Annotated in this window: 21 protein-coding genes; 3 read left to right on the forward strand and 18 right to left on the reverse strand. The window is 65.0% G+C overall.

Features of this window, described 5'->3' with window-relative positions; translation table 11 throughout:
• Window positions 1-2: 2 nt before the first annotated feature.
• The 11 genes from GGR62_RS16285 to GGR62_RS16335 form a co-directional block, all read right to left on the reverse strand.
• Window positions 3-641, reverse strand: a complete 639-nt coding sequence (locus GGR62_RS16285; RefSeq protein ID WP_184408895.1) for a PepSY-associated TM helix domain-containing protein — start codon at window positions 639-641, stop codon at window positions 3-5.
• A gap of 7 nt (window positions 642-648) precedes the next feature.
• Window positions 649-1407 (reverse strand): tetratricopeptide repeat protein, encoded by a 759-nt coding sequence (locus tag GGR62_RS16290; RefSeq protein WP_184408896.1) that lies wholly within the window; start codon window positions 1405-1407, stop codon window positions 649-651.
• Window positions 1400-2086: a Fe2+-dependent dioxygenase gene (locus GGR62_RS16295; protein WP_184408897.1), complete on the reverse strand. Its 687-nt coding sequence runs from the start codon at window positions 2084-2086 to the stop codon at window positions 1400-1402. Before GGR62_RS16295 ends, GGR62_RS16290 begins: the two co-directional genes overlap by 8 nt.
• 48 nt (window positions 2087-2134) lie before the next feature.
• Entirely contained in the window at window positions 2135-4453 is a 2319-nt protein-coding gene (locus tag GGR62_RS16300; protein ID WP_184408898.1) for a TonB-dependent siderophore receptor, read from the reverse strand.
• A 605-nt stretch (window positions 4454-5058) separates the two neighbouring features.
• On the reverse strand, window positions 5059-5388 hold the full coding sequence (locus tag GGR62_RS16305; protein WP_184408899.1) for a non-heme iron oxygenase ferredoxin subunit: 330 nt from the start codon (window positions 5386-5388) through the stop codon (window positions 5059-5061).
• On the reverse strand, window positions 5385-5924 hold the full coding sequence (locus tag GGR62_RS16310; protein ID WP_184408900.1) for a GNAT family N-acetyltransferase: 540 nt from the start codon (window positions 5922-5924) through the stop codon (window positions 5385-5387). The genes GGR62_RS16305 and GGR62_RS16310 overlap by 4 nt, the downstream gene beginning before the upstream one ends.
• Window positions 5925-6125: 201 nt before the next feature.
• Window positions 6126-7370 (reverse strand): cysteine desulfurase, encoded by a 1245-nt coding sequence (locus tag GGR62_RS16315; RefSeq protein ID WP_184408901.1) that lies wholly within the window; start codon window positions 7368-7370, stop codon window positions 6126-6128.
• Window positions 7367-8629 carry a Fe-S cluster assembly protein SufD gene (sufD, locus tag GGR62_RS16320; protein WP_184408902.1) on the reverse strand — a complete coding sequence of 421 codons (1263 nt, stop codon included), beginning with the start codon at window positions 8627-8629 and terminating at the stop codon, window positions 7367-7369. The genes GGR62_RS16315 and sufD overlap by 4 nt, the downstream gene beginning before the upstream one ends.
• Window positions 8629-9393 carry a Fe-S cluster assembly ATPase SufC gene (sufC, locus tag GGR62_RS16325; RefSeq protein ID WP_184408903.1) on the reverse strand — a complete coding sequence of 255 codons (765 nt, stop codon included), beginning with the start codon at window positions 9391-9393 and terminating at the stop codon, window positions 8629-8631. Before sufC ends, sufD begins: the two co-directional genes overlap by 1 nt.
• Window positions 9394-9504: 111 nt before the next feature.
• Window positions 9505-10962, reverse strand: coding sequence for a Fe-S cluster assembly protein SufB (sufB, locus tag GGR62_RS16330; RefSeq protein WP_184408904.1), 1458 nt, complete (start codon window positions 10960-10962; stop codon window positions 9505-9507).
• Between the two features lie 16 nt (window positions 10963-10978).
• Window positions 10979-11437: an SUF system Fe-S cluster assembly regulator gene (locus tag GGR62_RS16335; protein WP_184408905.1), complete on the reverse strand. Its 459-nt coding sequence runs from the start codon at window positions 11435-11437 to the stop codon at window positions 10979-10981.
• 172 nt (window positions 11438-11609) lie between these two features.
• Here GGR62_RS16335 and GGR62_RS16340 point away from each other — a divergent pair, with 172 nt between their 5' ends.
• Together GGR62_RS16340 and GGR62_RS16345 are read left to right on the forward strand one after the other, a co-directional pair.
• On the forward strand, window positions 11610-12077 hold the full coding sequence (locus GGR62_RS16340) for an SET domain-containing protein-lysine N-methyltransferase (RefSeq protein WP_184408906.1): 468 nt from the start codon (window positions 11610-11612) through the stop codon (window positions 12075-12077).
• A gap of 105 nt (window positions 12078-12182) precedes the next feature.
• Complete coding sequence (locus GGR62_RS16345) at window positions 12183-12725, forward strand: type 1 glutamine amidotransferase domain-containing protein (RefSeq protein WP_184408907.1); 543 nt, start codon at window positions 12183-12185, stop codon at window positions 12723-12725.
• A gap of 149 nt (window positions 12726-12874) precedes the next feature.
• Here GGR62_RS16345 and GGR62_RS16350 read toward each other — a convergent pair whose 3' ends face one another.
• From GGR62_RS16350 to GGR62_RS16380, 7 genes are all read right to left on the reverse strand, one after another.
• Window positions 12875-13471 (reverse strand): DUF1439 domain-containing protein, encoded by a 597-nt coding sequence (locus tag GGR62_RS16350; protein ID WP_184408908.1) that lies wholly within the window; start codon window positions 13469-13471, stop codon window positions 12875-12877.
• Between the two features lie 136 nt (window positions 13472-13607).
• On the reverse strand, window positions 13608-13982 hold the full coding sequence (locus GGR62_RS16355; RefSeq protein ID WP_184408952.1) for a hypothetical protein: 375 nt from the start codon (window positions 13980-13982) through the stop codon (window positions 13608-13610).
• Between the two features lie 222 nt (window positions 13983-14204).
• Window positions 14205-14513: a DUF3861 family protein gene (locus tag GGR62_RS16360; protein WP_184408953.1), complete on the reverse strand. Its 309-nt coding sequence runs from the start codon at window positions 14511-14513 to the stop codon at window positions 14205-14207.
• A 92-nt stretch (window positions 14514-14605) separates the two neighbouring features.
• On the reverse strand, window positions 14606-15247 hold the full coding sequence (locus tag GGR62_RS16365) for a M23 family metallopeptidase (protein WP_184408954.1): 642 nt from the start codon (window positions 15245-15247) through the stop codon (window positions 14606-14608).
• A gap of 109 nt (window positions 15248-15356) precedes the next feature.
• The gene (locus tag GGR62_RS16370; RefSeq protein ID WP_184408909.1) at window positions 15357-15767 is read right to left on the reverse strand and encodes an HU family DNA-binding protein; all 411 of its coding nucleotides are present in this window, start codon (window positions 15765-15767) and stop codon (window positions 15357-15359) included.
• A gap of 425 nt (window positions 15768-16192) precedes the next feature.
• Window positions 16193-17041, reverse strand: a complete 849-nt coding sequence (proC, locus tag GGR62_RS16375) for a pyrroline-5-carboxylate reductase (protein WP_184408955.1) — start codon at window positions 17039-17041, stop codon at window positions 16193-16195.
• Between the two features lie 40 nt (window positions 17042-17081).
• Complete coding sequence (locus tag GGR62_RS16380; protein ID WP_184408910.1) at window positions 17082-17774, reverse strand: YggS family pyridoxal phosphate-dependent enzyme; 693 nt, start codon at window positions 17772-17774, stop codon at window positions 17082-17084.
• 357 nt (window positions 17775-18131) lie between these two features.
• Between GGR62_RS16380 and GGR62_RS16385 the strand changes: the two genes are divergently transcribed.
• Complete coding sequence (locus tag GGR62_RS16385; RefSeq protein ID WP_184408911.1) at window positions 18132-19169, forward strand: type IV pilus twitching motility protein PilT; 1038 nt, start codon at window positions 18132-18134, stop codon at window positions 19167-19169.
• Window positions 19170-19207 lie beyond the last annotated feature (38 nt).

Here is a 19207-nt window from a genome sequence, read left to right on the forward strand (position 1 = left end):
AGTCAGTGGATCAACAGCAGGGCAAGCAGCAATGGAATCAACAGACCCAGGCCGACCAGCGGCCAGGTCATGCGGCGCTGGCGCGCATGCAGGTGCAGCAGGAACAGCCCGGTGATGCAGAACACCAGGCAGGCGACGGCGAACACGTCGATGAACCAGCCCCAGGCCGGCCCGGCGTTGCGGCCCTTGTGCAGATCGTTGAGATAGGCGATGGCGCCGCGCCCGGTACGTTCGTACTCGATCGCGCCGGTGCTGCGGTCCAGGCTCAACCAGGCATCGCCGCCAGGGCGCGGCAGCGCAACGTAGACCTCATCGGGGGACCATTCGCCCGCGCGCATGCCGATGCTGATATCCAGCTCGCGTCCCAGCCACTGCGCCACGCGTGGCGGCAGCGGAGCATTGCCGTCTTGGCGGGTGCCCAGGGACTTGAGCAGTGCCGGCGGCAGCGTCAGCGTGCGGTGTTCGGTCGAGGGGCTGGCTTCGATGCGTGCGGCGTGATTCAAGGTCAGCCCGGTGACCGTAAACAGCAGCATGCCGATCAGGCACAGTGCCGAACTGATCCAATGCCATTGATGCAGCATACGCAGCCAGAAACCGCGACGTTGCTGGGAGGTGGCGATGGCGTCGTTGGAGGTCGACATGTCGCGCTCAGGCCGCATGCGCTGCGGTGGATCGCTGCAGTTGCGATTGTCGTTCGGCGACCTCGCGCAGCAATGCACGCAGGCGTGGCTGCGTCGCACTGGCCAGCAGTGACGTGAGCTGTTGCAGAAAGCCGGCATGTCCGCCTGCGATCGCGCGCCGCATCCATCGCTCGGCGTCATCGAGCTCGCCCGTATCTGCCAGCAAGGTGGCGTAACTGGCCTGGCCGCGAAAATCGCCTGCTTCGGCAGAGCGGTGATACCAGTGGCGTGCAGCGATCGAATCGGCCTCGCAGGCCAGGCCCTGATCGAGATAGCGCGCCAGAAAGTTCATCGATTTGGCGTGCCCGCACTCGGCAGCCATGCGATACAGCGCCAACGCCTGCGCGTGGTCCTGCGCCACGCCGCGCCCGGAGCCGTAGAGATGCGCAAGGTTGTACATCCCCCAATCCAGGCCATGTGCGGCGGCGCGGCGATACCACAGCGCGGCCAATACGGTGTTGCATGCGGTGCCGAAGCCCAGTTCGTGGCAACGGCCCAGCTGATTCATCGCGTCCGGATGCCCGGCATTGGCGGCGACTTCGTACCACAGCATCGCCAGGGCCGGATCGGCGGCGACGCCGCGACCTTCGGCGTATATCTGCGCGAGCAGCAGCTGCGCAGCCACCTCCTGGCGGGCAGCGGCCTTGCGCAGCAGCACGACCGCTTGCTCGGGTTGCGTGCGCAGCAGATCGATCAGTTGCGCAGTGTCCAGTGCGGGCTCAGACATCGGCCCATTGCCGCAACAGGTTGTGATACACGCCGGTGAGCTGGATCAGCGACGGATGGCCGGGGGTGTCCTGGGTAAGCCGTCGGATGGACACATCCAGCTCGAACAACAGGCGACGCTGCGCGGCGTCGCGCAGCATGCTTTGGGTCCAGAAGAAACACGCCACGCGGGCGCCGCGCGTCACCGGCATCACCCGATGCAGGCTGGTGCCGGGATAGATCACCAGATGCCCGGCCGGCAGTTTCACCGACTGCGTGCCGTAGGTGTCCTCGATCACCAGTTCGCCGCCGTCGTAGCTGTCCGGGTCGCTGAGAAACAGCGTGGCCGAGACGTCGGTGCGCACAGGGTCTGCGCCGCCGCGACTGCGGTCGTAGCGAATCGCATTGTCGACGTGATACCCGAACGATTGCCCGCCGCTGTAACGATTGAATAGCGGCGGATAGATACGCCGCGGCAACACCGCCGAAAAGAACGTGCTGCTGCGCGACAGCGCTTCCAGCACCAGGGCGCTGGCCTCGCGTGCAGTGGTGCTGTCTTCGGGCAGTTGTGCGTTGTCCTTGGCCTGCGCGGATTGATGACCGGCGGTGATGCGGCCGTCCGCCCAGTCGGCCGCGTCCAGCCGCGCGCGCAGCTCGATGAGCTGTGTGGGGTCAAGAACATCGGGAATGGGCAGCAACATGGCGAGGTCTCCGCGCCGCCCGCAGTGTGCGGACGGCCTGTCAGCAGATCAGAAACTCAACGTGGCGCTCAGCACCGCCGAGCGCCCTTCGCCCGGAATCGCCCAACCGTTGCCGGCGGTGACAGTGCCGGCCGCGTTGACGGTGAGGTTGTTGCGGATACTGGTGTAGTACTCCTCGTCGAACAGGTTGTTGACGTTCAACTGCAGGCTGAGCCGGTCGTTGACGCGCAGGCCGACCATCGCGCGGTGGACCCAGTAGTCGTCGGTCTTGATATACGCGGCCGCCGAGGCGTTATTGGCATAGAAGCCACCCTGGTAGGTGACGCCGTAGCCGAAGGTCCACTGGTTGAGCGTGTAGGTGGTCCAGAGATTGCCGGCGTTGCGTGGGGTCTGCACCAGGTCGCGTCCGGCCACCGGGTCGCCGCTGAGACGTTCGGTACGGTTGGCAACGCTCTGCAGCACCTCGCTGTCCAGGAAGGTGTAGTTGGCAAAGATCGACCAGCGTTCGGTCAGGTAACCGGCTGCACCGAGCGCGATGCCGTCCACTCGCGCCTTGCCGTCCAGCACCTGCTCGGGAATCAGCGGATCGCCGCTGTTGACCTTGTAGTTTTCGCGTTCGTTGCGGAACAGCGCGGCGGTCAGCGCCAGACGCTGGTCCAGCACGTCCCACTTGCCGCCCAGCTCGATGTTGACTGCGGTTTCCGGTGCCACATTGCAATTGGCGCCTGCGGTCGCGGTGGCGATCGGTGTGCACGAGCCGTTGACCGATGCTTTGGACGGCGTCTTGCTGTTGGCGTAGGACAGATACAGGCTGGCATTTTCCACCGGTTTGAACACCAGGCCGGCGCGGTAGGAAAACAGGTCTTCTTCGTTGCCGGCCGGAAAGCCTGCGGCAACGCCGGTGACATTGCCGGCGGCATTGACGGTATAGGTGGTGCTGTCGCCTTCGTTGTGCTCGTAGCGGCCGCCCAGGTTGAGCATCCACTGCTCGTTGAACTGCAGCGTATCGAACAGATACACCGCCTGATTGGTCAGGCTGCCCTTGCTTCGGGCGGTACGGAAATAGTTCTGCGGGCCGGCCCAGATGTTGTACGGATTGTCGAAGGACTGCAGCGGGTAGGTGATGCCGGTGCTGGAACCATCGGCATTGCGGAAGGCGGTGCCGCTATTGAGTTCGAAGTCTTCCTTGCTGAAGGCCACGCCGGCCACCACGCGGTGCTCGACGGCGCCGGTGTGCAGGGTGGCGGTCAGGTCGGTCTGGCTATGCGCGATGAAGTTTTCGGTTTCGCGCACCAGCCCGCGCGGGCCGCTGTTGGGATTCCAGGTAGCCGGCGGCTGGCCGGCGCAGGCGCGCCCGGTATACGGGTCGGTGCCGTTGGGCAGGCACCAGCTGCCCTGCAGCGCGGTGGTGTCGGTGGTCTGGTCCACCCGCTGCACGCGCGCCAGGCTGCGCAGTTTGACGGTGTCGGCGAAGTCCATTTCCAGCACGCCGGTGAGCATGTCCACGTCGATTTCCTGACGCGAGGTGTTGCGGTAGCCGAAGAAGGTCTGCGGGTCCACGCCAGGCAGCGGGCCATCGTTGAACGGACCGAGCGCGAACGGCACTCCGAACTGTGGCAGGTTGTTGTCGTGCTGATGCAGGTAGCTCAGCGTAAAGCGCGTCTCCGAGCCCAGCCCGAACGCCACCGACGGCGCGAAGCCCCAGCGATGACGGAATTCCTCATCGCGGCCCGGCACGTCCTGGGTGTGGCCCATCGCGTTCAGGCGCACGGCGGTGCCGTTTTCGAAATCGTAATTGCTGTCGGCGGTCAGCCGGCCGTAGCGGTCGCTGCCGCCACCGACCACGAGGTTGGTGAAGTCGCCCTGGCCGGCGGTCTTGGTGACCAGATTGATGTTGCCGCCGACCGAACCGGCGCCGGACATGGCCGAGTTGGCGCCGTTGATCAGCTCCACCGCTTCCAGGTTGAAGGTGTCGCTGCGGCTGTACTGCGCGCTGTCGCGCACGCCATCGGTGGTGATGTCGCTGCTGGCGGTGAAGCCGCGCAGGTTGATGCTGTCGCCATAACCGCCGCCGCCTTCGCCCGCGCCGAAGGTGATGCCCGGCAGCGTGCTGAGCACATCGCGCAGCGACAGCAGGTTCTGCTGGTCCATGGTCTGCTTGCTGACCACGGTGATCGTCTGTGGCGTGTCGCGCAAGACCTCGGTGTACTTGGACGAGGACGGCTTCTGCGCGCGCTCCTGCTGCACCCGGATGGCGTCCAGATCGACTGCGCCTGGAGGCGCTGGCGCATCACCAGGCTGAGCGAGGGCAGGAGCGGACAGCGTCAACAACACGGCCGAGGTGAGCGGGGAAATCCTGGGAGTCATGGAAGGTCTCAAAGATGAAGAAGCAAGGCTTTGGCCTGGCGGTGGCTCGGCGGAGAGGAAGTTGCGACTCGAAATGTGGAGCAGACAATGCGCGCCCGTTCGCGCAAGGCAGCCCTTGGCCTCGACCACGCTCCAGGCATGCGCAGGCGCTGCACTGCAAGGCGCCTGCGGGGTAGGGGCATGAGAAGGTGTTGGGCGGAGCTGGGCGCACGGGATCGCACAGCAGGCCAATTTTTTAAAAAGGCCTGAAGAACTGTAATATTAAATACAAATCATTCTTCTTTGCAATCATCGTCGGCGGCTGCCGCGTGCTGAGACGGCTGCGCGACCCCAAGCAGAGGCGGCCGTGACGATCCATTGAGCGATGCTCAGGCGAACGCGGATATTCGCGGCTGTTTGCGGGTCGTTGTGTCGCTATCGATGCTGGTCGCGGCGAGCAATCCGCTCACTCGCGTCGGCCATCATGTGCGTTAGGTCGTATCGATTGCTTCGATCGTTGGGCATGGCGCGCTGGCATCCCGGGCGCGATCGTGCGTCCAAAGCCTTGGCGCTTTGGGTGAAGCCAGAGCGCATCGTGACGATTGCGTGCGTTGAGCCCACCGCGTTCAGCGGTCGTCGCGTGTCCAGATACCGCCGTGTTCGCGCTTGACGGGGAACTTGGGTACGGCGGTATAGGCCGGCGCGCACAACGGACGACCGTCGCGGATATCGAAGCGCGCGCTATGCAGCAGGCATTCGATGGTGCCGGTGGCCGGGTCGAAGGTGCCTGGCGATAACTCGTAGTCCTCGTGACTACAGCGGTCTTCCAGCGCGTACAGCTCGCCGTCGAGGTTGAAGACCACGATCGGGGCGTCGGTGACCTCGTCCCAGACAGTCTGCAATTCACCCGGCAACAGTGCCTCGCTGGCGCAGACGAACGTCCAGTTCTCGCTCATGGTGTTGCGCCGCCCAGCGGTTTTTCCAGCACTTCAAAGCGCAGGTCCTGGCGCAGCGGGACCCCGAAGCGTTCGTCGCCATACGGGAACGGTTTGGTGATGCCGGTGCGGCGATAGCCGCGGCGTTCGTAGAACGCGATCAGCTCCGCGCGGACATCAATCACGGTCATGCGCATCACCGGCAGCTGCCATTCGGTAAAGGCGATGCGCTCGGCTTCGGCCAGCAGCGTCTTGCCGAGCCCGCTGCCCTGCAGCGATGGGTCGACCGCAAACATGCCGAAATAGCCGGCGCCGTGGTCGTCGGCCACATGCGCGCAGGCCATCAGGCGATCATCCTGTTCGACCAGCAGCACCAGGCTGCGGTTGCGCAACAAATCCTCGCGCAGCACGGCCGGTTCGACCCGCACGCCATCGAGCAGATCGGCTTCGGTGGTCCAGCCAGAACGGCTGACATCGCCGCGATACGCGGAAGTCACCAGCGAAACGATCGCATCGATATCGTCGACGGTGGCGGTACGGAAGGTGGTGGTCTGCATGAGGGGCGGTTGATCGGAAGTGGGGGGATTCGTAAAAGCGCAGAAGCCCATTTTGCCCCGTGCTCGTGGGCGTTATCCAGGCGTTAGCCAGCGATTTTTTAGAGTAGAGCAAAGCGCCGGCGCACACACCCCAGGCGAACGATTGGCCGGCACCATGCCTTTGCGATTCCCGAATCTCGAATCGCCGATCCAGCCTCGCGATCAGCCAAGCAGCACGCGTACCTTGTTCAATGCGGCGACGAAACGCTCGATTTCCTCGTGCGTGTTGTAGAACGCCAGCGAAGCGCGGCAGGTCGCGGCCACGCCGTAGTACTGCAGCAGGGGGTGCGCGCAGTGCTGGCCCGAGCGGATGGCGACGCCTTCCAGGTCGAGCAGGGTGGCCAGATCGTGCGCATGCGCGCCTTCGATCAGGAACGACACCACCGCTGCCTTGTCCGGTGTGGTGCCGAAGATGCGCAGGCCATCGATGCGCTGCAGCTCTTCGGTGAAGTGCGCCAGCAGCTCGGCTTCGCGTGCTTCCACGTTTGCCAGGCCGACCGATTCCAGGTAATCCACCGCCGCGCCCAGGCCGATGAACCCGGCGATATTCGGCGTGCCGGCTTCGAACTTGTGCGGGGCGTCGTTGAACACGGTGCCGTCGAAACTGACTTCCTTGATCATCTCGCCGCCGCCCAGAAACGGCGGCATCGCCTGCAGATGTTCGCGCCGCGCCCACAGTGCGCCGGTGCCGGTCGGCCCGCACATCTTGTGGCCGGTGATGGCGTAGAAATCGCAGCCGATGCCGGCCACGTCGATGCGCCGATGCGGCGCCGCCTGCGAGCCATCGACCACGGTGACGATGCCGCGCTTGCGTGCCTCGCGGCAGATCTCGCGTACCGGGTTGACCGTGCCCAGCACATTGGACACGTGCGTGACCGCCAGTAGCTTGACCTCCGGCGTCATCGCCTTGCGCAGCGCGTCCAGATCCAGCGCGCCGTCCGGCGTGATCTCCGCCACGCGAATGGTGGCGCCAGTGCGTTGCGCCACCAGCTGCCACGGCACGATGTTGGCGTGATGCTCCATGCGCGAGATCAGGATCACATCGCTGGCCCCCAGGCGCGGCAGCGCCCAGGAATAAGCGACCAGATTGATCGCAAAGGTCGTGCCGCTGCACAACACCAATTCGTCGGCGCGCACGTTGAGAAAGCGCGCGAGCTTGCTGCGTGCGCCTTCGAAGGCATCGGTGGCTTCGGTGCCCAGCGCATGCACCGCACGGCTGACATTGGCGTTCTGACGACGGTAGAATTCGTCAGTGGCGGCAATCACCTGCAGCGGCTTCTGCCCGGTGTTGGCATTGTCGAAATAGATCAGCGGCTTGCCATGCACCTGCCGCATCAGCAAGGGGAAATCCGAGCGCACGCGCGCCCAATCCGGTGTCTGGGTCAGCGGGACGGCAGGTGCGTTCATGCCACGCCTGCCGAGGTCAGTGCGCGGTCCAGCTGCAATGCCAGCACTGCAGTCAGCGCGGTGGGCAGCACGCGTAGCGGCTCGTGACAGAAGGCGGCACTGAGCAAGCGCTGCGCATCGGCTTGCGGCAGACCGCGCGAGCGCAGATAGAACAGGGCATTGTCGTCGAGCTGACCGACGGTGGCGCCATGCGCGGCCTGCACTTCTTCGGCATCGATCACCAGCACCGGCTGGGTGTCGATCTCGGCATTGGCCGAAAGCAGCAGGTTTTTGTTCGACAACCGTGCATCGGTGCCATCGGCGCCCTGACGGATGTTGATGCCGCCATGGAACACCACCCGGCTGCGATCGGCGCCGACACCGCGCCAGACCAGTTCGCAGGTGGTGTCGCGTGCGATGTGCTGGATGCCCAGACGCGTATCGACATGGCGGCGGCCGTTGCCGAGCAGCACGCCATTGGCGGTCAGCTGGGCGTTGTTGCCTTCCAGGCGCACGTTGAGTTCGTGGCGCGACAGGCCGGCGCCCAGTTCCAGATCCACGCGCTGATAGCGCGCATTGCGCGCCAGCACCGCATCGGTGCGCAGCAGCGCCGTTGCGTGCGCACTGTCGGCCTGCACCCGCGCATGCGACAACACCGTGTCCTGGGCCAGATGAACGTGCATCAGGCTATTGTTCAGGTGCGCGGCATCGCCAACGTGCAGGTGATGCTCGACCACGTTCAGCGCCGCGCCGGCGCGCAGCTCGATCAGATGCCGGTGATGCCAGGACAGGTCGTGCTCGCCGGCCACGCTGACGAAGACCAGATGCAGCGGAGTATCGATCTGCGCACCGTCCTGCACACGCACCAGCACGCCTTCGTCGGCAAGCGCGGCATTGAGGCGGGCGAAGATTTCATCGCTGCCTTCGAAACGGCGGCCGAGCAGGTGCTGCGCGTCGTCGCTGGCCGCGAGCGAGGCGGACAAGGTTTCCAGCTGTACGCCCTCGGGCAGCGTGGAGACATCGCTCAGCGCTTCGGACGGGCGCCCGTTGACGAACACCAGGCGCGGCGACGGAATGGCGTCCAGCACGGCCGCGTCGATCAGTGTCGGTACCAGCGGCGCGGGCTGGAAGCTGCGTCGTTCCAGCTGGCGCAACGAGGTGTATTTCCAGGCTTCCGCGCGCGGGCCCGGCAGGCCGGTCTGCAGGGCGGCATCGAGTTCGGCCCGGCGCGCGTCGTTGCCGCAGAAACTGCGGGCGAGAGATTCCAGCAAGGCGCTCATCAGGCAACCGCCTCGGGCACCACGCGATCCTTGAGGAAGTGGTAGCCGTGCTTTTCCAGCTCCAGCGCCAGCTCCGGGCCGCCGCTCTGCACGATGCGGCCTTCGGACAGCACATGCACCACGTCGGGAGTGATGTAGTCGAGCAGACGCTGATAGTGGGTGATCACCAGGAACGAACGCTCCGGCGAGCGCAGTGCGTTGACGCCGTCGGCCACGCTCTTGAGCGCATCGATATCCAGGCCCGAATCGGTTTCATCCAGGATGGCGAGCTTGGGTTCGAGCACCGCCAGCTGGAAGATCTCGTTACGCTTCTTTTCGCCACCGGAGAAGCCTTCGTTGACGCCACGATGCAATAGCTCGTCCTTCAGATGCAGCACGGCCAACTTCTGCCGCACCAGCTTGAGGAACTGCATCGAATCCAATTCGTCTTCACCACGCGCCTTGCGCTGCGCATTGAGTGCGGCGCGCAGGAAATAGGTGTTGTTGACGCCGGGGATTTCCACCGGGTACTGGAAGGCCAGGAACAGGCCGGCAGCGGCGCGCGCTTCCGGCTCCAGATCGAGCAGGTCGGCGCCTTCGAACTGCACCGTGCCGGCGCTGACGTCATAGCCGTCGCGCCCGGCCAGCACATTGCCCAGCGTGGATTTGCCGGCGCCATTGGGGCCCATGATGGCGTGCACCTGGCCCGGCTTGATATCCAGCGACAGGCCTTTGAGGATGTCTTTGCCGGCGATGCTGGCGTGGAGATTTTCGATCTTGAGCATGGGAATAGGGAATCGAGAATAGGGAATGGGTAATGCGAGATGTTGGCGCGGCAAGGAGCAGGGAAGAGAACCGAGACCGATTCTCCATTCCCCACTCCCGATTCGGCGGCGTCAGCCGACCGAGCCTTCCAGCGAGACTTCCAGCAGCTTCTTGGCTTCCACTGCAAATTCCATCGGCAGTTCGCGGAACACCTGCTTGCAGAAGCCGTCGACGATCAGCGAAACCGCGTCTTCCTGGCTGATGCCGCGTGCGCGGCAGTAGAACAGCTGGTCGTCGCTGATCTTGGAGGTGGTGGCCTCGTGCTCGACGGTGGCGCCGGGATTCTTCACCTCGATATAGGGGAAGGTGTGCGCGCCGCACTGCTTGCCGATCAACAAGGAGTCGCACTGGGTGTAGTTGCGCGCGCCATCGGCGTTGCGATCGACCTTGACCAGGCCGCGATAGGTGTTCTGCCCACGCCCGGCGCTGATGCCCTTGCTGACGATCTTGCTCTTGGTGCGCTTGCCGATGTGGATCATCTTGGTGCCGGTGTCGGCCTGTTGACGATGGTGGGTCAGTGCCACCGAATGGAACTCGCCCACCGAATCGTCGCCGAGCAGCACGCAGGACGGATACTTCCAGGTGATCGCCGAGCCGGTTTCGACCTGGGTCCAGGTCACCTTGCTGCGGTCGCCACGGCATTCGGCACGCTTGGTGACGAAGTTGTAGATGCCGCCACGGCCTTCTTCGTCGCCCGGATACCAGTTCTGCACGGTCGAATACTTGATCTCGGCATCGTCCAGCGTCACCAGCTCGACCACCGCCGCGTGCAGCTGGTTTTCGTCGCGCATCGGCGCGGTGCAGCCTTCCAGATACGACACATAGGCCTTGTCCTCGCACACGATCAAGGTGCGCTCGAACTGGCCGGTGTGGCCGGCATTGATGCGGAAATAGGTGCTCAGCTCCATCGGGCAACGCACGCCCGCCGGGATGAACACGAAGCTGCCATCGGAGAACACCGCCGAGTTGAGCGCGGCGAAATAGTTGTCGCCGACCGGCACTACGCTGCCCAGGTACTGCTTGACGATCTCCGGATGTTCCTTGATCGCCTCGGACATCGAGCAGAAGATCACGCCCTTTTCGGCCAGTTCCTTGCGGAACGTGGTGCCGACCGAGACCGAATCGAACACCGCGTCCACCGCCACGCCGGCCAGCCGCGCGCGCTCGTGCAACGGCACGCCGAGCTTGTCGTAGGTGTCGAGCAATTCCTTCGGCACGTCGTCCAGCGAAGCGTACTTCGGGCCCTTGGGCGCGGAGTAATAGCTCAAGGCCTGGAAATCGATCGGGGCGATCTTCAGCTTCGCCCACTCCGGCATCGGCATCTTCAGCCAATGCCGATAGGCCTCAAGACGCCAGTCGGTCATCCATTGCGGCTCTTCTTTCTTGGCCGACAACGCACGGATGACGTCTTCGTTCAGACCGGGCGGGAGCGAATCGGATTCGATGTCGGTAATGAAGCCGGCGTCGTAGCGTCGGCCCAGCCGTTCGATAATCTCGGCGTTCTGCGGGGGTGCAAGTTCGGTGGCCATCGGGCTGCCTACAGGGTCAGGTGGTCGCGACGCGTGCGGCGATGGAACGCCGACGGCTGTCGCCAGGATGGGAGAGGGGCTGCAACATCTGCGCGAGCGTGACGCGGCGCAATGCATCGCCCACCACGTCGTTGATCAAGCGCCAGTTCGAGCGCACGCCGCAGGTCTGGGCAATGCCGCACTGGCTGTGGTCCTGGCTGCATTCGGTGATCGCCAATGGGCCTTCCATTGCTTCGACGATCTCCACCAGCGTGATGTCGCTGGCCGCGCGTGCCAGACGGTAGCCGCCATGCACGCCGCGCAGGCCTTCGACCAGGCCTGCTTGCGACAATGGCTTGAGGATCTTGCTCACTGTCGGCGTTTCCAGGCCGGCCTGTTCGGCCAACTCGCTGGCGCTGAGCACCTGGTTGCCACGTGCAGCCAGGACGGTCAGTACGACAGTGGCGTAGTCGGTGAGTTTGGTGACGCGCAGCATGGGCAGCGAGAAATCCGAAAGCGGACCGAAATTGTACTCTTTCGGGCCCGGCAGGGCCACCCGCGCGGTTCAGGCGCCGGCAAGCACCGGCCATTGCGAGCGATGGCGCGCTTGTGCTTGGCGCATCGTCGCGCTGCGGTCACAATGAGCGGCCCCATCACCGGACCCCTTCATGTCGCGCAAAGTTGCCGCCCGCAAGTCACGTATCCACGGCAATGGCATGTTCGCCCTCGCCCCGCTCCGCAAAGGCGAGCGCATCATTCAATACAAGGGGCGGTTGCGCACGCACGCGGAAGTGGATGCCGACGACAGCGGCGATGTGGAAAGCGGGCACACCTTCCTGTTCACGCTCAGCGACGACTACGTGCTCGATGCCAACTACGAGGGCAACGTCGCGCGCTGGATCAACCATAGCTGCAATCCCAATTGCGAAGCGGTGATCGAAGAAGCCGAGGGCGAGGACCGCACCAAGGACAAGATCTTCATCGAGGCCAAGCGTGCGATCAAGCCGGGCGAAGAGCTCACCTACAACTACGGCATCACCTTGAGCGAGCGTCATACGCCGCGTTTGAAGAAGATCTGGGAATGTCGTTGTGGGTCGAAAAACTGCACCGGCACGATGCTGCAACCGAAGCGCTGAGGCTCCGCGCGCTGCTGTCGTACTGACGCGACGCATACATCGGTTCACTCATGCGCAACGGACGCACGCCTACGGTGCGGGCTTCTTTCAGTGAGGAGCCCTTCCATGTCGTATTCGCTCTCCGGCAAGACCGTCGCGGTGCTGGCCACCGATGGCTTCGAACAATCCGAACTCACCGAGCCCAAGCGCCTGCTGGAGTCCTGGGGCGCCAAAGTGGATGTGGTTGCGCCTGGCGATGCGGCCCGGATCCGCGCCTGGAACCATACCGATTGGGGTGACTCGGTGCCGGTCGATCAACGGCTGGATCAGGTCAAGGCCGACAACTACGATGCGCTGGTGTTGCCCGGCGGTGTCCTCAACCCCGACACCCTGCGCGGCGATGCCCAGGCGATTGCGTTGATCCGTGCGTTTGCCGGCGCGGACAAGCCGGTGGCCGCCATTTGTCACGGCCCGTGGCTGCTGGTCGAAAGCGATCTGGTGCGCGACCGCGAAGTGACGTCGTGGTCGTCGGTCAAGACCGATCTGCGCAATGCCGGCGCACGCTGGCAGGATGCAGAGGTGGTTGTCGATGGGGCGCTGATCACCAGCCGCAAGCCCGACGATATCCCCGCCTTCACTGCGGCAGTGGCGAAGGCGCTGGTGGCCTGATCGGTTGGTCGCAACGTCGAACCGGCTGAAAACCCACAGGCCCGGCATGGTGATGCCGGGCCTGTGTCTGTGTCGAACAGTTGCGGGCGCGGATAGCCGCAGCGGCGCAACGGCACATTCGACGCCTGCGTTGAGCCTGGCGGCTCGCCTTATTTCCCGGACAGCGCGGCTGCCGGCACCAGCTGCTCGATGTTCTGGTTGAAGTTCACCGCCACGCGTCCATTCTGGATGCCGACCGACTCCACCTGCACATTGCCCATCACCGCGGCGATGGACGGGTCGATGCGGTAGATCGGTTCCTTGCGTGCGTAATCGGCCAGCCAGGCATTGAGCAGCTGGCGGGTGCTGTGGTCGAGCTTGGCACCGGCATTGGCCGGGCGGAAATCGTCGATGGTGGGCTGATCGAGATAAAAGCCCTGCTTGGCAGTGTCGTAGCGCAACGCACTGGTCAAGGTCACGTTACCCACCGGCGCCGGCGCACCGCCGGCAGTTGCCAATGCCAGATCGAATGTCATCTTGAGCCGATCACCGGGCGGCAGCGTCAATGCAGGATTGCTGACCGTCATTTCGACCAGTCCACCCAATGCATCATGTGTCTGCGGGAAGCGGCCACCGAGAAACTGCTGCAGGTCGGCGGCTTGCACGCTGATCTGGCGGCCCTGGATCTGCGGCGCGGCCCAGGCGCTGGTGAGAGGCATCGCCAAGGCGAGGGCAAGCAGGGATGCAGCAAGCGAACGCGATTTCATCGGGTGACTCCGGCAACAGGTGACATCACCTTAGTCAGCGCCGGTGAACCACAGATTAGGGGCCTGTGGTTGCCTCCTAGGCACTGATGCCTGGTGCGCGCGTGTGGAGGGGGGGGGAGCTCGCGGCGCGCGCCTGTTAGCGCAGCACCGGTTGCAAGGTCGCCGAATAGATTTCCCAGCTGTCGCTGCCGGCGCGTGGCTGGAGCCGGTAGGCGCCGACCAGCTGCTGCGTGCCGGCGCCGGTGCGCACGATCACGCGCACCGGCACTTCGATCAGGCGCGGCGGACGCTGCTGATCCAACGCGACCGGCGAATCGTTGTCGATGCGCATCGAGCGGATATCGCCGATGCCGCGCAGGACGGCGTCGTCGGGCATCGGCGGGGGACGACCACCGGTCCACAGCGCGTCGGCCTGCGCACGCCCGGAACCAGGCAGCGCACCGAGGTACCGCTGCACGGTAGCGCTTGCATTGGCAAAGTTGGCGCGCGTTGCGGCCTCGTCGGGACCCATCGCATCTGCCGCTGCTGCGGGCGTGCCGCTCTCCGCAGTGGTCGGTGCTGCCGGTGTGGCGGCGGGCGCCGCTGCAACACTGGCCGCGTCTTGATCGGCGGTGCGCTGGCAACTGCAGCCGGCAAGTGCGAGTGCGAGCCCAACGATTGCAAGCCAGTGCATGGTGCCTCCCGTTCCCCGATGCGCGCAGTGTAGCGAGTACGTGCGCTGCCGATACCACCCTCAGGTGCGCGGGGTGGGCTGTACGCGTTGCAGGCGATCGAGCAACAGCTGCAGCTTCGGCCGCAGGGCATCCAGTGCATCGCTGGGCTGGGCGCGCGGGCGCGCGGCCAGGTCTTCGAGCAATTGCGAGCCAACGGTGAGGGCAGCGCATTCGTCGCTGCTCAGGTCGCGGCGCAGGTGCAGTTCTTCAAGCAGCCGCATCCAGTCGGCGCGTGAGCGCTGCTCGAATTCGATGGTGCAGCGATCGTCACAAGGGCGGCCGTCGCTTTCGATGGGCGTGACCGTGATGCGGTAGCGTTTGCGTAACATGGAGTCGCGTCGTTCCTTAAGGCTGTCGCCACCATAGGCGCAGGACGCATCGGCCTCGATAGGGTGGGACATGACGCAGTGTTCCAGCGTGCTCAGTTTGCAGGCTCTGGCAAGGAACGGCGCAGCAATGGCAGCGGATCGTACGCACCGTTGCGCGCATAGATACCGTAATGCAGGTGCGGTGGCGTGCCGCGCGCGTTGCCGGTGGTGCCGACCATGCCGAGCTGGGTACCGGGCTCGACGACGTCGCCCACCTTCAGGCCGGCGGCCCAGTCGTCCAGATGTGCGTAGTAATGCCGCTCCATTGCCGGGCCCAGCAACCAGACCTGCTTGCCGCCCAGGCCGCGGTCGCGGATGGCGCTGACCACGCCGCGCGTTGCTGCCACCACCGGCGTGCCGCGTGGCGCGAAGATATCCACCCCCGCATGCGTGCGATCGCTGCCCCGTGGCGCGCCGAAGGTATCGGCGATCTGCCGTGCTCGCACGCCCTCGACCGGAACGGCCAGTTGCGTGGGTGGCGGCATGCGCGAGAGCTCCCAACTGGTGCGCAACTGCTCGGCGATCGGCAGCTGCCAGGTCCAGCGCGCAGTGACGCCCAACACGCACAGCAGGGCGATGGACACCAGCAGGCTACGCACGCGGCGTGCGGGGCTACGAGGCGACGACGGACGTGCTGTCGATGGCGGCGGCGTTGTCGATGGGTCGGTCACAGGCACCTGTGCGTTATCAACCAGCGCCCAGGGTAGGACAGCGACGATGAGCGCAATGTGCTGTGCGCGGTGCGACGCTGGTAAAAAAAAGACGGCCCGCAGGCCGTCTCCATGACACCGGATGCGTGCGCGATTAGAGCGCGGCGTCCTTCAACTTCTTCAACGGACGCGCCTTGAGCTTGGTGGTGGCGGCCCTGGCCGCAAAGGTCTGCTCTTCTTTGGTGAAGGGGTTGATGCCCTTGCGCTTCGGCTTGGCCGGCACATGCACGGTGGTCAGTTTCAGCATGCCCGGCAGGGTGAACGAGCCAATGCCCTTCTTGCTCAGCGAGGCGTGCGCTGCCGCTTCCAGCGAGGCCAGCACGGCGCGGACGTCCTTCGGAGCCAGCTCGGTCGTTTCGGCGATGTGCGCGACCAGGCCGGTCTTGCTCAGCGCTTCCTTGATCGGCTTCGGCGCGGCGGCCTTGGCCGGCTTCGCAGTCTTGGTTGCGGCGACCTTTTTCACTGCCTTCTTGGGGGCAGCCTTCTTAGCGGCGGTTTTTGCCATGAGTTATGTGTTCCGTGATCTGTGGTGGTGTTGGGTCTGCCGACCCAGTCGGCAACGCGAAATGTAGGGCAACTGTTGCGCGCCGCCAATAGGTAAACGATGAAACAGGCCGAAAAAAGCGTCTTTTGACGGGTATTCGTTCACCAGTGGCGAAAATCACGCATCAGATTCGGTGTCGTGCACGCGCAATGCGCAGATTCGGCCGGTGTCTGACGCACAGCAGCAGGTCGTTTGCGCGAGGCGGTGGACGCGTTTGTGTCCCTGCATGGTGCGACCGAGGCAGCTCTCTGCGCGTGCCGATGGCGCTGCTGTCCCGACTGCACTGGACACCTGGCCGGGCGGTGCGCAAGGCCGATATTCGCTTGCAGCGACAGCAGCGCGCCGTGTTTCACCGGGAACCGTGCGCTGGAACAAGCGGAGGCTGCCTAATCGTTGGCGGCCGACAGACTGCGGCCGCGTTCGGTCGCCGCAGCGATCGCCTTGGCGGCGAGCGCTTCGAAGCCACCGGCCTGGAATGTCTCGATGGCTGCCTGCGTGGTGCCGTTGGGCGAGGTCACGCGGCGGCGGAGCACATCCGGGGCATCGCCCGATTCGGTCAGCATGCGCGCGGCGCCAAGCAGTGTCTGCAAGACCAGCGTGCGCGCCGTGTCGGCTGGCAGGCCCTGTTGCTGCGCTGCCGCTTCCATCGCTTCGGCCAGCAGGAAGACGTAGGCAGGCCCGCTGCCGGAGACCGCAGTCACTGCGTCCATCTGCGCTTCGTCGTCGATCCACACGGTGACGCCGGCGCTGTCCAGCAACTGGGTCGCTTGCGCGCGTTGTGCGTCCGACACGCATGCAGTGGCGTACAGCCCGGTGACGCCGGCACCGAGCAGGGCGGGCGTGTTGGGCATCGCGCGGATCACCGCCGTAGCGCCGCCGGACCACCGCTGCAACTGGGTGGCGGTGATGCCGGCCGCGATCGAGACCAGCAGCGGTTGCTGTGTCTGCGCAAGGTCGGCCAGCTGCGCGCACACGGCCGGCATCACCTGCGGTTTGACCGCCAACACCCAGATGTCGGCGCCTTGCACCGCGCTACGCGCCTGTTCTTCAACCTGCACGCCGAAGTCGCTCGACAGCGCAGCGCGCAGCTCGGCCACCGGTTCGGCAACGCGGATGCTGGCGGCGGGCACGCCTTGCCCGATCAGCCCGGCAATCAGGCTGCGCGCCATGTTGCCGCCGCCGACAAAGGCCGTGACTGCAGCGAGGGACGGCGAAGACGCCGGTGGAGAGGGCAGGGTCATTGCGGCACCTTGGTTAGAGAGAGACGTCGTGCGATCAGGCCGATGCGTCAGGCGAGGACGCACGTGCGCCGAACAATGCCGTGCCCACCCGCACCATGGTGGCGCCAGCCGCGATCGCTTCGGCGAAATCCGAGCTCATGCCCATCGACAAGGTGTCCACCTGCGGATGCCGGCGTTTGAGCTGTTCGAACGCTGTCTGCATCCGCGTGAACGCCGCCGCGCGGCGTGCCTGCTCGGGAAACGGTGCGGGAATGGCCATCAATCCGCGCAACTGCAGACGTGGTTGCAATGCGATGGCCTCGGCCAGACTGTCGATCGCGTCGGGCGCACACCCGTACTTGCTGTCCTCGTCGTCGATATTGACCTGGATCAGGACATTCAACGGCGCGCGATCGCCGGGGCGGTAGCGTGCCAGCAAGCCGACGAGCTTGGCCCGGTCCACCGTCTGCACCCAATCGAAGCATTCGGCGGCCAGCTCGGCCTTGTTGGATTGCAGGTGGCCGATCAGATGCCATTCCAGCCCCAGCGCGGCCAATGCGGCGATCTTGGCCTGCGCTTCCTGCACGTAGTTTTCGCCGAATGCGCGCTGGCCTTGTGCGGCCAGGGCGGCGACGGCGTCGGCCGGCTTGGTCTTGGACACAGCGAGCAAGCGGACATCGGCGCGCGCGTGATCGGCCGCTGCGGCGTGGATGGCATCGAGAATCTGCTGCAGCGACGAAACCGGCACGTGGCATTCCAGGAGTCAGGGGATCGCTATAGTGCCGCCCACCGCAGCGTCCTTACCAGCCGGTGGGCGAGGGGGTGTCGCCGGGCACGTGCGCAACGGCGGTGCGCATCGGCCTCCGCGACCGCCATGCACCGGGCGGGTGCGCCCCGGACGCCAAGCGCAGTGGCCTGCCGACACGCGCTTGCGGCGCCGTCCACGCAAGCGCCGTGCCTGCGCCACGCCGGAAAAGCAACGCCTTCAGGCGCGCCTCACAGCGGCGGCCTGAACCGGGTGTGCGCCGCTTCCCGCCAGCACCCAGAACGCTATACTGCCGGTCGGGGAGTACCTTCCAATCGCAGCCTAGGGGAAAAGCAGCGCATGGATATCGCTGAACTATTGGCGTTTTCTGTCAAGAACAAGGCATCGGACCTGCATCTGTCCGCAGGCTTGCCGCCGATGATCCGTGTCGATGGCGATGTCCGCCGCATCAATATTCCCGCGCTGGACCATAAGCAGGTGCATGCGCTGGTCTACGACATCATGTCGGACAAGCAGCGGCGCGATTACGAGGAATTCCTCGAGGTCGACTTCTCGTTCGAGATTCCCTCGCTGGCGCGCTTCCGCGTCAATGCGTTCAACCAGAACCGTGGCGCCGGTGCGGTGTTCCGCACCATTCCCTCGGAAGTGCTGACGCTGGAAGACCTGGGCTGCCCGCCGATCTTCCGCCAGCTGATCGACCAGCCGCAGGGGCTGATCCTGGTCACCGGGCCGACCGGTTCGGGCAAGTCGACCACGCTGGCCGGCATGATCGACTACATCAACAAGAACGAATACGGCCACATCCTCACCGTCGAGGATCCGATCGAGTTCGTGCACACCTCGCAGAAGTGCCTGATCAACCAGCGCGAAGTGCACCGCGATACGCACGGTTTCAACGAAGCGCTGCGCTCGGCCTTGCGCGAAGACCCGGACATCATCCTGGTCGGCGAATTGCGCGACCTGGAGACCATCCGCCTGGCGTTGACCGCTGCGGAAACCGGCCATCTGGTGTTCGGCACCCTGCACACCAGCTCGGCGGCCAAGACCATCGACCGCATCATCGACGTGTTCCCGGCCGGCGAAAAGCCGATGGTGCGCTCGATGCTGTCCGAATCCCTGCGCGCGGTGATTTCGCAGGCATTGCTCAAGAAAGTGGGCGGCGGACGCACCGCAGCCTGGGAAATCATGGTCGGCACCCCGGCGATCCGCAACCTGATCCGCGAGGACAAGGTGGCGCAGATGTATTCGTCGATCCAGACCGGCCAGCAATACGGCATGCAGACGCTGGATCAGCATCTGCAGGACCTGGTCAAGCGCAGCCTGATCACGCGCAACCAGGCGCGTGAGTACGCCAAGGACAAGCGGGTATTCGAGTGATTCGGGAATAGGGAGTCGGGAATGGGGAATCGCTAGAG

Origin of the sequence: Xanthomonas sp. 3075 (assembly GCF_014197275.1) — a bacterium.
In the GTDB taxonomy this organism is placed as follows: Bacteria; Pseudomonadota; Gammaproteobacteria; order Xanthomonadales; family Xanthomonadaceae; genus Xanthomonas; species Xanthomonas campestris_B.